This window comes from Sutterella parvirubra YIT 11816 (assembly GCF_000250875.1).
GTDB lineage: Bacteria > Pseudomonadota > Gammaproteobacteria > Burkholderiales > Burkholderiaceae_F > Sutterella > Sutterella parvirubra.
In genome coordinates this window covers 1-12,974 of sequence record NZ_JH604946.1, presented here as the reverse complement: position 1 = coordinate 12,974, position 12,974 = coordinate 1, and the positions used below count along the sequence as shown (strand labels likewise).

Below are 12,974 nucleotides of genomic sequence, written 5' to 3'. Positions count from 1 at the left end.
AGGGCTTCACGGTCGCGGGGGCCGGGGCCTTCATCGCGGAACACTCGCAGAACCGCGAGCTCGGCCGCGGGCGCCCCGACACGAACGACCGCGCGGAAGCCGGACGCTTTGCCGAAGCGGTCCTGCGGAAGGTCCTCGCGGCGGAGGAGGCCTCCACCCTTCCCGTCACCGTTCCCGGTGAAGGCGACTACAAGCCCTACGGCGCGGTCAAGGCCGTTCCCGTCGTCGCGCATCCCGAGCGCTGCCAGCAGTGCGGGGACTGCGCGGAGAAGTGCCCGGTCGGGATCATCGATCCGTTGTCCTTCGCCGTCACCGATCCCGCGTCCTGCATCGGCTGCCGCGCCTGCACGGCCGCCTGCCCCGACGGCGCGCGCGACCTCCCCGAGCCCGGCCGCACGATGATCGCCGAATTCATGGCGAAGCTGCTCGCCACGCAGGGCGCCCCGAAGCCCAACCTCATCCTTCTCTGATGCCGTCGATGACTTCTTCCAAGACCTCGGACAACCTCCCCGCCGGCACGCTCACCGTGACGGGGCTCCACCCGTCGGGCGCGGGACTCTCGACGTTCGAGGGCCTCACCGTCCTCGTCCCGGGCGCGATTCCGGGCGACGTCGTCGACGCCCGTTGGACGCCCCCGAAGCCGGGCGGACGCTTCGGGCTCGCCCAGTCCTTCACCGTGGTGAGCGCGAGTCCCGACGCCGATCCCACGCGATGCCCCTTGGCCGACGCCTGCGGGGGCTGTCCCGCGGGGCGGCTCCGCTACGAGGCGGAATTGGCGGTGAAGACGCGCCTTCTCTTGGAAGAACCCCTCCGCGCCGCGGGATTTGCGGTGCCGGTCGAAACGCCCGCCGGTCAGCCCGAAGGCGCTCGAACGGGCTTTCGCAACAAGGCGATCCTGCGGCCCGTGCGGATCGACGGGAAGCTTCGCTTCGGCATGTACCGGGCGCGCAGCCACGAGGTCGTCCCCGCGGAAGACTGCCCGCAGACGCCCGCCTGGATGGCGGAGGCGCTCCGCCGCACGGCCGAGGTCTTGACTGAGGTGCCGCTCTACGACGAGAAGACCGGCGAAGGGATCCTGCGCGCCGTGCTCCTGAGGGACGGCGCGGTCGGCGGGACGACGGATGAGGAGCCCGGCAAGGCCGCCCGCACGCGGCTCCTCACCCCGGTGTTGAAGAGCTTTGATGCGGTGGACCTCCAAACGCTCGACGCGATGCTGCGCGCCGCGCTCGCCGGTCGGGACGGCCGGGAAGAGAAGGAAGATCTCCGCGTCACCCTCATTTGGCGCGAGAACGCAGAGCCCGGAAACGCCGTTCCGGGGCCGGGGAGAAGTTGGAGCGCGGACGCCGTCGACGCGATCGACGCCCGCGTGATGGACGACATCTTCGCGGTGGGGCCCGACACGTTCCTGCAGGTGAACGCCGTTCAGACGCCGGTCCTCTACCGCAAGGCAATCGACGCGCTGGAGTTGACGGGGGACGAGGACCTCCTCGACCTCTACTCGGGCGTCGGCACCATCACCCTCGCGCTCGCGCGCCGGACGAAGGGCCGCGTGCTCGGCATCGAAGTGAACCCGAAGAGCGTGGAGAACGCCCGCCGGAACGCTGCCCGCGCGGGGCTTGAGAACCGCACCCGCTTTGAAGCAGGGCTCGTCGAAGACCTCCTTTCGAACCTCCTCGCCGAGGAGGCTTCTGCGGGCTTTCGTCCCGTCAAGGCCGTGATCGACCCCGCCTTCAAGGGGATCGAGGCGTCGGTCGCAAAGGCGTTGGGGGACGCGGGTCTCACGCGCCTCGTCTACGTCTCCTGCAACCCGCAGACCTTCGTCAGGGACGCGAAGCGCCTCGAAGCCGCGGGGCTGAAGCTCATCCGCGTCGAAGCCGTCGACATGTTCCTCGGAGCGCTTCACCTCGAAGCGGTGGGGACGTTCGTGCGGAACGGGTGACCCGCGAACGATGCTCCGAGCGTCCAAGAGACGCCCTATCCAAATGACATGAGGAGGCCCTTCGGCCTCCTCATCGCACGTTCAGGACGGCGCGGGATGAACTCCCGCGCTCAGCAGTAGAGGTCCTCGCGGAAGCGCTCCGGATCCGCGAAGAACGTGAGCACCTTCCCGAGCTGCCGCGTCTTGTAGAAGTCGGGAAGGCTCGCCAGGACCGTCTTCCCGTAGCCCTTCGTCAGCACCCGGCTGTCGCCCAGCATGAAGACCCCGCGGTCGGTTTCGGAGCGGATCAAGCGCCCTGCGCCCTGCTTGAGGCTGATCACGGCCTCAGGGACCGAGTGCACGAAGAAGGGGTGCTTTCCCGACGCGCGGATCGCTTCGCAGCGGGCGTTCGTCACGGGGTCGTCGGGCGGCGTGAAGGGGATCTTGTCGATCACGACGAGAGACAAGGCGTCCCCCCGCACGTCGACGCCTTCCCAGAAGCTCATCGAGCCCACGAGGACGGCGTTCCCGCGGCGGCGGAATTCCTCGATCAACGCGTTTCGGGGCATCTCGTTCTGGACGAGCAGCGGATAGTCGAGGCCGTTCGTCTTGATTTTGTCTTCGAGAAGGTCCGCCGCGCGCTCCATCCCCGCAATCGACGTGCAGAGGAAGAACGTCTTCCCGCCCGCGGCGACGATCAGGGGCCAGGCGGCCTCCACCACGCGCTCGACGTGCTCGATCGTGTTCCGCTCGGGCGGCGGCAGATCCGGGAGGTAGAAGACCCCCTGCTCCCAGTAGTTGAAGGGGCTCGGCCACTGCTCGGCGCGGCACTCTTCGGGCGAGAGCCCCACCTCGCGCAGATAGTGCCCGAAGTCGGCCGCCGTATTGGCGGCGCCCGCCTTCCCGCCCGTCGAGAGCGTCGCCGAGGTGAAGAGCCAACTGCCGCCCTCGGCCTTCCGCATCTCGCGGAATTCACCCGCGAACGACAAGGGCGTCAGGTTGAAGCGGATCCCGCTCTTCATCACCTCGACCCAGCGCACGGCCGGGCCCTTCGGGGTGTTCTTCTTCACCAAGCGTTCCGCAATCTCGCGGTCCTTGTCCGTGGGCTGCGGGGCGTTGGAAGGCGCCGCCGTCATCAGGTCGGCGACGGCGGGTGAGGACGCGGGGATTTCAGCGTTCGCCGCTTCAGTGTCTGCGGAAGCCGTCGGCGGCTTCGTGGCCGTCGCGACGTGCTTCCAGTTGTCCATTTCGTCCAGCACCTCGGCGTGGTAGGCACGCAGGACGTCGATTTCGTCACGGCGCCCCGCGTTCGTCTTGAGCGCGTCGCCCAACTTCGCGAAGGCCTTCAAAAGGGTCGCCATCGGTCCGGCCAACTCGCCGAACCGCTCGATCGTCTCGACCGCCTTGCGGTCGCCTTCCGTGAGGCCCACCGCGTAGCAGGAGAGCTTCAATTCGTCGACGGCTTTCCGCACCGCGCCGCAGATCTTCGTCCAGTCGGCGCCGTCCGCGGCGTAGCTCTTCCCCAGCGCCTCCGCTTCGTGGGCGATGTCTTCGACCTGGTACGTCGAAAACCGCGTCCCGAAGAAGGCCGTCGCGACGGCGGGCAACTGATGCGCTTCGTCGAAGACCGTGAGATCCGCCGTGGGGAGCATCCCGTCCATCCCCTGGTTTTCGCGCTTGAGGGCGACGCTCGAGAGGTAGAGGTGGTGGTTGACGATGACGATCTGCGCGCTCTGCGCCTCGTCCCTCGCCCTTTTGACGAAGCACTCGCCGTAGTGGGGGCAGCGGTCCGGCCCCAGGCAGTTCTCACGCGTGCTCGTCACCATCGGCCAAAGCGGATCGTTTTCGGGCACCTCCGCCAGTTCGGAGCGGTCGCCCGTCTTCGTGATCTGCGCGAAGCGCACGATCTTCCTGAGCTTCGCGTGGGAATTCCGCTCAGGGAGCGGCACCCCGTCCTCGGCGACGTGCATCAGGCGCTCGAGGCACACGTAGTTGGCGCGGCCTTTGAGCACCGCGGTCTTGGGGTGCACGCCCAGAGCGCGCGAGAGCATCGGCACGTCCTTCTTGTAGAGCTGGTCCTGCAGCGGCTTCCCGCCCGTCGAAATGATGACGGTGAGGCCCGACAAGAGTGCGGGCGTCAGGTACGCGAAGGTCTTCCCCGTGCCGGTGCCGGCCTCAGCCACGAGCGTCCCTTCCTTCTGAAGCGTCTCGGCCAGGGCGAGCGCGAAGCCCAGCTGGCCTCCTCTCGGGCGAAAGCCCGGGAAGGCCTGCGCGAGGGGGCCGTCTTTGGAGAAGGCGGCGGTGACGCGTTCGGCCAAAGAGGCCGACGCGTCGAAGAGTCTCGGATCACGCGCCATCAGAAGAACTCCGAGAGGCTCTGACGGCCGTTCCCGCCCGAAGAGCGGTCGGCTTCGTAGCGCTTCTGCGCTTCTTCGCGGGCTTTGAGGCTCTCTTCGAACTGCTTGCGGTTCTCCTCACGCTCGGCGCGGCGCTTCGCGGCGATTTCCTCAGCCCGCGCCATGCGCTCGGCGGCGCGCTGCTTCCGCTCTTCAAAGGCGCGCAGGTTCGCCTCTTCCAAGGCCTTCCGTTCGGCTTCGGGGGTCTCCGCCTTCACTTCCGCGGGGCGGACGTCAACGGGCTTCGAGGGCTCCTTCACCTCCTTCGGGGTGAGGTTCATCGGCTTTGAGGCTTCCTTCACTTCTTTGGGCGCCAAGTCGATCGGGTTCGAAGGTTCCTTGAGCGTCGGTTCGTGCCGCTCCATCGGGGCGCGCTTCGGCTCAGCTTCCGCCTTCGCGCGGCGCTCTTCGATGCGCTTCGTGCGGGCTTCGCGCTTCGCGTCCTCGGCACGCTCCGCCACGCGGCGCAGCTCCCGGTCGCCCGCAAAGTGAAGCGAGCGCGCCTCGTCGATGCAGCGGTTCACGAGAAAGCGGTGGCTGCAGGCCTTGGTGGCCGCGGACAAGGCCGCATCCTTCTTCGCGCGGGCTTCCGTGACGGCTTTGAGAACCTCGTCCGCATTGGCGTCCGTCACGGCTTCCGCACCCTCGGCCCAGCGCTCGGAGACGCTCGAGTCCGAGAGCACCGCCATCGCTTCCGAAATCACCGCCTCCGGATCCACGGTCGGCTGAACGGACTCCGCGGCGGCCGCGGGCTGCGCGAGCGCGAGCGTCGTGGCGAGCGCCATGGCCGAAAGAGCGGGACGAAGGCGAAGAAGCGTTGTCATGGGCGTGGTGAACGGGCGGGAGGAATCGGGAAGAGACGGAGGTTTTGCGCCGGTGCGCGGCACCTCCGCTTTTGTCGAGCCGAAGTTTAGCAAGCGCACTCCGGCGCGGAGCTTACGCGCTGCGAAGCGAACCGCAAGAATCTGCAAGGAAAGACGACTGGGGGACGCGATGGGCGCGATGGGACGCGACGGGACGCTATGAGCGGCGGCTCCGGGGAGCCGCAGGGGCATCGCCCGCTACCCCCTGAAGAACACGACGGCGGACCTTCTCAGGCCCGCCGCCGTCCAACTCACCGCATCACCGGCGCCGAGGCCGGTGCCGCGGAGGGCGTCACATCAACCGAGTCGCGTCACCACCGTCTCCATCGGGAGGCGGGACTTCGGACGCGCGGCGTTGGAGTCGTTCGGGGCGCGCTTCCCGAGCGCAACCGCCCAGACGCTCCTGAGGCCCTTTTCGCGAAGGCCCAGGATCTCGTCCATCTTGTCGAATTCGACGCCTTCCAGGGCCGTCGAGTCGACGCCCAATTCCGCAGCCGCGTAGAGGAGCATCCCCATCGCGATGTAGCTCTGATGCGTTTCCCACGCGACGAGGTCGCCGCGATTCTTGTGCATGTTGACGAAGTGGCGGCGGCCGGCGTCCATGCCTTCGACCGAGGGGAGCCCCTCGTAGCGGCCGTCCTTGATTTCCTGCTCGAAGACGCGCGCGAACTGCGCTTCGTCGTAGTCCTCAGGCACCGCGCAGACGATGAGCGCGCCGCACTTCTCGCAGCGCTCCTGATTGAAGTCCATGAGCGCGGGGATCAGCTTCGCGCGGGCTTCCGCCCCTTCCGCGACGAAGAACTTCGACGCCTGGCCGTTCACCGAGGTGGGCGAGAGGCGGAGCACTTCAAGGAGCGTTTCGAGCTTCTCGGCGGGGACCGCTTCCCCGGCGTAGTGCTTCGTGGTGTAGCGCGAGCGCATGGTTTCAAGAACGTTCGACATTTTTGATGGCTCCAAAACTTAAAAATGCGGAAGAGTCCTTCTCTTCCGTCGGTTCCGAAAGCGTACCGCAACAAGAGGCCGTTCTTCATAGAACGTTCGTCGTATGCCGGATCGGCCGGGATCCGTCTTCGTCGGTAGACCGGAGAAAGGCTCGGAGAACGGCTCGGGGGACGGGACGGAGAATCGCCTTGGGCGGACGGACGGGAAATAGAACGAAAGCAAGCCCTCACTTCGTCAGGGCGGCTCTCGGAGCCGCCCGGCGGAAAGGGATCGACGAAAAGGGCCCGACGGGGTGCGGCCCGTGAGGCCGCACCCCGTCGATGAGGATGTGAAGGACGGAGAAGTCCGCCGATCGGAAAATGCGGCCTCTCAACCCCTCAAACCTTCAGACCGCAGTCCCTCAACCCAAAATCGCCTTCAGGTCTTCGTCCGGCGTCGAGATCACGTGGAGGTCGTACGCGCTGACGAGCGTGTTGATGAGGTTGGGCGTGAGGAACGCGGGCAACGTCGGGCCGATGTAGATGCCCTTGACGCCCAAAGCGAGGAGCGTCAGCAGAATCGCGATCGCCTTCTGCTCGAACCAGGAGAGCACCAAGGTGAGCGGCAGGTCGTTCACGCCACAGCCGGCCTTCTCGGCCAGGAGCACCGCGAGGCGGATCGCCGCGTAGGCGTCGTTGCACTGACCGACGTCGAGAAGACGCGGGAGGCCGCCGACGTTCCCGTAGGACTTCCCGTTGAAGCGGTACTTCCCGCAGGCGAGCGTGAGCATCAGGCAGTCCGCCGGGACCTTCTCCACGAACTCCGTGTAGTAGGAGCGGGACGAGCGCGCACCGTCGCAGCCGCCCACGAGGAAGACGTGGCGGAGCTTCTTCTCGCCCACGAGCTTCAGCACCGTGTCGGCGGCGCCTTCCAGAATCTGGCGCCCAAACCCGGTCGAGACCGTGCGTTCGGGTTCGTCCGCCGTGAAGCCCGGCATCGCAAGCGCCTGCTCGATGACGGGCGAGAAGTCGTCCGTCGCGAGGTGCGTGCAGCCGGGCCAGCCCACCATGCTGCGCGTGTAGATGCGGTCGGCGTACTTGCCGGGGTTCGGATCCAGAATGCAGTTCGTCGTCATGACGATGGGCCCCGGGAACGCGGCGAATTCCGTCTGCTGGTTGTGCCAGGCGGAGCCGTAGTTCCCGACCAGGTGCTTGAAGCGGCGCAGTTCCGGATAGGCGTGCGCGGGGAGGAGTTCGCCGTTCGTATAGACGTTGATGCCCTTCCCTTCCGTCTGCTCAAGGATGAGGCGAAGGTCGCGCAGATCGTGCCCGGAGACGAGGATCGCCTTCCCCTTCACCGCACTCGCGCGGACCTGAGCCGGGAACGGGTGGCCGTAGGCCGTCGTGTTCGCCCGTTCGAGCATCTCCATGATTTCGAAATTCAAGCGGCCGATCGAGAGCGCGGTGTCGAGGAGCTTCGCCGCGTCGTTCGAGCGGCGGCCGATGTCGGCCAGCGTTTCCATGAGCTTCGCTTCGACGTCTTCGTTCCGGACGCCCAGCACCGCGGCGTGCTCAAGGTAGGCGGCCGCGCCCTTCAAACCATAGAGACAGAGAAGCTGGAGACCTTCGATGTCGGCGTCAACGCCATCGGCGTTCAACTTCACCGCCTTCGCGGCGTCGTCCAAACCCTTCGCGCAGAGGCCCTTCACGGTGAGGTCGGCGAGCGGGTGGTCGGGCTTCGCGGCGCCCGCAGCGGCGCACGTTGCGGCGAGTTCGTCGCGGAGCGCTTCGGCTTCGCGGATGTAGGCCGTGATGCGGGCCGGGTCGAAATTCACGTTCGTGAGCGTCGAGAAGAAGGCCTTCGGAACGAAGACCGCGGCCTTCGTGACGTCGGCGCCGGCCGCCTTGGCCGTCATCGCCCACGCCGAAAGGCTCTCGATCATCGCGACCAGAAGATCCTGCAGGTCGGAGGTTTCGGGGGTCTTCCCGCAATTGCCGCGGAAAACGCAGCCGTGAAGATCGGGCGTGTTGATCGTCTGCTCGCACTGGATGCAAAACATCGGTGTCTCTCCTACGAGATGGGGTGAATGGGGCAGTTTTCAGGGGATCGGTTTGGGGTGGTTCGTTCGGGGTGAGCCGGGGTGAGTTGGAGCGGTTTCGGGGCGGCTTCCAAGGCGGTTTTTCAGAGGTTTCTCAGGGGCCTTCGGACGGGGATGAGCCTTCGGACGGGGATGAGCCTGCGGGCGGCAACGGAGGAAAAACGTTGCCCAGCCCCAAATACCCGACCAAATTGGTCAGGAATTAGAGCGCAAAAACCCAAACGGGTGCGAAGGCGCAAAAACGAAGGCAGGTCTTCAAAACCTGCGTGCCGGACGAACTTTAAAGACCTCACCCCAACCGCCGCAAGCCCCCGGATGGGAGGGTGCCTCTCCCAAATGGGAGAGGCACATTCATGATTCGTCCGGAGGAGAGACCGGTGGTCGCGGCACGGAAAACCTCTCCCGTGCGCTTTCCTCCACCGCCCGGCCCCTCCCACAACACCCCCGATGCCGCGGGGAGAGTCGCCCCGAAGGGCTCGGCAGCCGAGTCCCGTTGCGCTATCATCATCCGGCTCAACCACGACCTTTTTCAAAGGATCCAACCCCGATGAAGACACCCGTACGCGTCACCGTCACCGGCCCCGCCGGCCAGATCGGCTACTCCACGCTTTTCCGCATCGCCTCCGGCGCGATGCTCGGTCCCGACCAGCCCGTTGAACTCCGTCTTCTGGAGCGCACGAACTCGACGAGCCAGAGCGCCCTCAAAGGCGTCATGATGGAGCTCGAGGACTGCGCCTTCCCGCTCCTTCACGGCCTGATGTCGACCACCGACCAGAAGGAAGCCTTCCGCGACACCGACTACGCGCTTCTGATCGGCGCCCGTCCGCGCGGCCCCGGCATGGAACGCGCCGACCTCCTCGAAGCCAACGCCCAGATCTTCAACACGCAGGGCCGCGCGCTCGACGAAGTCGCGAAGCGCTCCGTCAAGGTGATCGTCGTCGGCAACCCCTGCAACACCAACGCCTGGATCGCGATGAAGAGCGCGCCGTCGCTCTCGCCCAAGTGCTTCTCGGCGATGCTGCGCCTCGACCAGAACCGCGCCCGCGCGCAGGTGGCGAAGAAGACGGGCGCGCCCGTCTCGCACATCCACCAGGTCGCCGTCTGGGGCAACCACTCCCCGACGATGTTCCCGGACCTCTCCGCTGCGACGGTCGACGGCCGCAAGGCGACCGACATTCTCGACGCCGCCTGGATCCGCGACGAATTCATCCCGACCGTCGCGAAGCGCGGCTCGGAAATCATCAAGGCGCGCGGGGCGAGCTCCGCCGCGTCCGCCGGCGCCGCCGCGATCGACCACATGCGCGACTGGGCCCTGGGCTCGGCCGGCGAGTGGGTGACGATGGGCGTGCCCTCGGACGGCTCCTACGGCATCCCCGAAGGCCTCGTCTTCGGCTTCCCCTGCGTCTGCCGCAACGGCGACTACGACATCGTCCAGGGGCTCGGCTTCGACGACGAAGCCAAGGCCCGCATCGCGAAGACCCTCGCCGAACTCGAAAGCGAGCGCGACGCGGTGAAGGCTTTCCTGAAGCTCTGAGAACGCGCGTCAGGAGGCATTGAGCAGCCTCCTCTCCGCCCGACCGCCCGACACGGTTCTGAGCCCAGAGAACCGTCGGGCGGTTTTCTTTTATCATCGGAACCCCGTTTCCGACATCTCCAACCTCTGTCCCGAGCCGAACCTCATGCCCGTCACGACCGAGCGCGCCGAAGCGCTCCGCCGCCGCCTCGAAGCCGCGCCCGAGCGCCCCGCAGCGGGTGCCGCGCCCCGCGTCGTCATCGACACCAACGTGCTGATGGACGTCCTCCACTGGGAGGACCCGGCGGTGAGGGACTTGGGTGGATTGATCGAATCGGGTGAGCTTCAGCCCGTACGGGACGAGGCGACGCTCCTTGAAGCCGCCGAGGTTTTGGACCGCACGACCTTCGGCATTCCCTTCGCCGACGTCTCCGCGATGCTCGGGCGTTGGATCGGGATGTCGGAAGACGCCCCCGAGGCGGCGCTCCAGGCGGCGCTTCGCCCCACCGGGACGCCCCGCTGCCGGGATCCGCTCGACCAGAAGTTTCTGGACCTCGCCGTGGGCGCAGGGGCCGCGATCCTCGTCACCAAGGACAAGCTCGTTTTGAAGACCCGCCGAAAGATGGCCGCGCTCGGCATTCACGTCGTGAAGCCCGAAGACGTCGCCCGGGCGTTGGACGACGTGAAGCACGGCCGCTGAGCCGAAACCCGTCGACACGAGCCCACACCGGCCCCCGAAGACAAAGAGGCCGCCCGGCTTCCAGAGCAAGCGGCCTCTTCTGCGTCGATGTCGACGGCTTCAGAATGGATCTCCGGCGAACGCGACGCGTTCGCGCGTCATCGTCGCCGAATCCCGTCGATCTTCGGCCTCAGGGGCAGAGAAACCCCGGCGCTCAGTGGTTGAGCGCCCAGCGGATCATCCCGGCGACGTTGACCGCGAGCCAAAGGAGCACGCAGCCGAACGCCACCCAGATGCCCGCGCGCATGAACTTGCGGAACATGTGTCGAATCCTTGGATTGGATGGAAAAGGCGTCATGGGGTGGAGAAGTGGCGCCCATGATACCGCGGAGGCTCCTCTTCTGAGACATATGGCCTACGGCCGAACCCTCCCGACCTCTTTCCCCGAAGACGATTGTTGCCCGGAGGTGGTAGTTTCCGGCGACCGGGCGTCCCGTCCGGCGCGCTTCCCCAACGTACCTTTTCCTCTCGCGCCCAATCCCTTGGGTTTCAATTGTTTTCAGGGGATCCGCGCCGACAGAACCCTTCGGAACGAACGATGAACTTATCCGTCAAAAACCGAAAACCGGCCCGCACCTAGGTGTTCTGAGTACCCGCGGATACCGTGTTTGCGGGATTGCATCGACCATCAAAAACTTCCCGACCCCATAGAATGGGTTCTCGGTCGGGTGGCGGACACCCTTCGTTACCCATCGGCCGAGCTTGGAAAGAAGCGACCGGCCCCAAGGATCCCTCGTCCTTCAGGTCCCGGTACGCTGCGTCGAAAACAAACGCACCGGCCGCCGGTTCGCCCGTTTGGGGCGTGTCCGGTGCGGCCAAAGGAAAATCACGATGGATGAGTTCACCCAAGTCGTCCAGGGCATCAACAGCCTGCTCTGGGGCGTCTACTGCCTCATCCCGCTGCTCGTGGGCACCGGGATCTACTTCACCTTCAAGCTCCGTCTCGTGCAGGTCCGCCGCTTCGGTATGGCGATCCGCCACGTCTTCGGCGGCTTGACGCTCTTCGGCAATAAAGCGGACAAGGACGGCATGAGCTCGTTCCAGTCGCTCGCCACCGCCATCGCCGCGCAGGTCGGTACCGGGAACCTCGCCGGCGTCGCCACCGCGATCGCCATGGGCGGTCCGGGCGCCATCTTCTGGATGTGGCTCGCGGCCTTCTTCGGCATGGCGACGATCTTCTCCGAAGCGATCCTCGGTCAGGTCTTCCGCCGCCGCGACGCGCAGGGCCACATCACGGGCGGTCCCGCGTACTACATCTCCGAAGGTCTCGGGAGCAAGGCGCTCGCCGCCTTCTTCGCCTGCACGATCATCGTCGCCCTGGGCTTCATCGGAAACATGGTGCAGGCGAATTCGATCGCCGACGCCTTCCGCACCGCCTTCGGCATTCCCGTCTGGCTCACCGGCATCGTGATCTTCGCGCTCGCGGGCTTCATCTTCATCGGCGGCATCCGCCGCATCGCGAGCTTCGCGGAAAAGATGGTCCCGATCATGGCGCTCGTCTACATCATCGGCTCGATCACCATCATCGTCGGCCACGGCGACATGTTCTGGGCCGCGCTGAAGTCGATCTTCGTCGGCGCCTTCGACCCGGTCGCCGCCACCGGCGGCGTGATCGGCGCGGGCATCAAGGAAGCGATCCGCTACGGCGTCGCCCGCGGCCTCTTCTCGAACGAAGCCGGCATGGGTTCGACCCCGCACGCGCACGCGGTCGCCAAGGTCCGCCATCCGGGCGAACAGGGCCTCGCCGCGTTGGTCGGCCTCTTCTTCGACACCTTCGTCGTTCTGAACCTCACCGCGTTCGTGATCCTCACGACGGGCGTTTTGGACGGCCAGACCACCGGCATCTCGCTCACGCAGCAGGCCTTCACGGTGGGCCTGGGCTCGATCGGGAACGGCTTCGTCGCGATCTGCCTTCTCTTCTTCGCCTTCACGACCATCATCGGCTGGTACTTCTTCGCCGAACAGAACGTCAAGTACCTTTTCGGCGCGCGTTGGGTCTCGACCTACCGCGTGATCGTGCTCTGCTTCCTGATGCTGGGTTCGTTCCTGCACGTCACCCTCGTTTGGGAACTGGCCGACCTCTTCAACGGCCTGATGGTGATCCCGAACGTGATCGCCCTGATTGGTCTTTCGAAGATCGTGGGCCGCGTGCTGGACGACTACGAATCGAACTTCCTCAAAGGCCATCAGCCGCTCTACGGCGCGCTGTCCGCCGGCGGCGCCGAACCCCGCCCCGCGCATTCGGCCCGTCCGCTTCGCCACGGCGCGCGCTGGCATTCGGGTGAGCACGTCCACACGAAGCGCGTTCACGAACCGCAGCGCGGCCATCGTGATGAAGGCGCTTCCGGTGAGGGTGAGTAGTCACGCAAATACGTGATTCCGCTACTCATCGCCTAAACAGCGGTTTCTGTTAGATTCACATCACACCGCCCGGGACCGAGCGATCGGTTCCGGGCTTTTCTCTGACGGAAGCCCCCCATTCAAAAGGAATTTCATCGTCAACCACCCCTCCTTAAAAGGAGAGGC

The 12,974-nt window shown here is 66.2% G+C and carries 9 protein-coding genes; 5 read left to right on the top strand and 4 right to left on the bottom strand.

The genetic code is table 11. From position 1 onward, the window contains the following. Together HMPREF9440_RS11195 and HMPREF9440_RS04655 are read left to right on the top strand one after the other, a co-directional pair. Positions 1-470, top strand: a 470-nt coding sequence (locus HMPREF9440_RS11195) for a 4Fe-4S dicluster domain-containing protein (protein ID WP_008541964.1), incomplete at its 5' end; no start/stop codon positions are given. 8 nt (positions 471-478) lie between these two features. Continuing rightward, a complete protein-coding gene (locus HMPREF9440_RS04655) occupies positions 479-1,939 on the top strand; it encodes a class I SAM-dependent RNA methyltransferase (RefSeq protein ID WP_245523569.1) in 1,461 nt (486 codons plus the stop codon). Positions 1,940-2,049: 110 nt separating this feature from the next. Here HMPREF9440_RS04655 and yoaA read toward each other — a convergent pair whose 3' ends face one another. The 4 genes from yoaA to hcp all read right to left on the bottom strand — a co-directional run bounded on the left by yoaA (position 2,050) and on the right by hcp (position 8,157). After that, positions 2,050-4,275, bottom strand: a complete 2,226-nt coding sequence (yoaA, locus tag HMPREF9440_RS04650) for a DNA repair helicase YoaA (RefSeq protein ID WP_008541960.1) — start codon at positions 4,273-4,275, stop codon at positions 2,050-2,052. Beyond that, positions 4,275-5,138, bottom strand: coding sequence for a hypothetical protein (locus HMPREF9440_RS04645; protein ID WP_148516393.1), 864 nt, complete (start codon positions 5,136-5,138; stop codon positions 4,275-4,277). Before HMPREF9440_RS04645 ends, yoaA begins: the two co-directional genes overlap by 1 nt. Positions 5,139-5,474: 336 nt before the next feature. Further along, a complete protein-coding gene (locus HMPREF9440_RS04640; protein WP_008541956.1) occupies positions 5,475-6,119 on the bottom strand; it encodes a nitroreductase family protein in 645 nt (214 codons plus the stop codon). A gap of 400 nt (positions 6,120-6,519) precedes the next feature. Beyond that, positions 6,520-8,157, bottom strand: a complete 1,638-nt coding sequence (gene hcp, locus HMPREF9440_RS04635; protein WP_008541954.1) for a hydroxylamine reductase — start codon at positions 8,155-8,157, stop codon at positions 6,520-6,522. Positions 8,158-8,743: 586 nt separating this feature from the next. Here hcp and HMPREF9440_RS04630 point away from each other — a divergent pair. The 3 genes from HMPREF9440_RS04630 to HMPREF9440_RS04620 all read left to right on the top strand — a co-directional run bounded on the left by HMPREF9440_RS04630 (position 8,744) and on the right by HMPREF9440_RS04620 (position 12,809). Further along, positions 8,744-9,730: a malate dehydrogenase gene (locus HMPREF9440_RS04630; protein WP_008541950.1), complete on the top strand. Its 987-nt coding sequence runs from the start codon at positions 8,744-8,746 to the stop codon at positions 9,728-9,730. A 145-nt stretch (positions 9,731-9,875) separates the two neighbouring features. Then, positions 9,876-10,409 carry a PIN domain-containing protein gene (locus HMPREF9440_RS04625; protein WP_008541949.1) on the top strand — a complete coding sequence of 178 codons (534 nt, stop codon included), beginning with the start codon at positions 9,876-9,878 and terminating at the stop codon, positions 10,407-10,409. 870 nt (positions 10,410-11,279) lie between these two features. Then, positions 11,280-12,809, top strand: coding sequence for an alanine/glycine:cation symporter family protein (locus HMPREF9440_RS04620; RefSeq protein WP_008541945.1), 1,530 nt, complete (start codon positions 11,280-11,282; stop codon positions 12,807-12,809). Positions 12,810-12,974 lie beyond the last annotated feature (165 nt).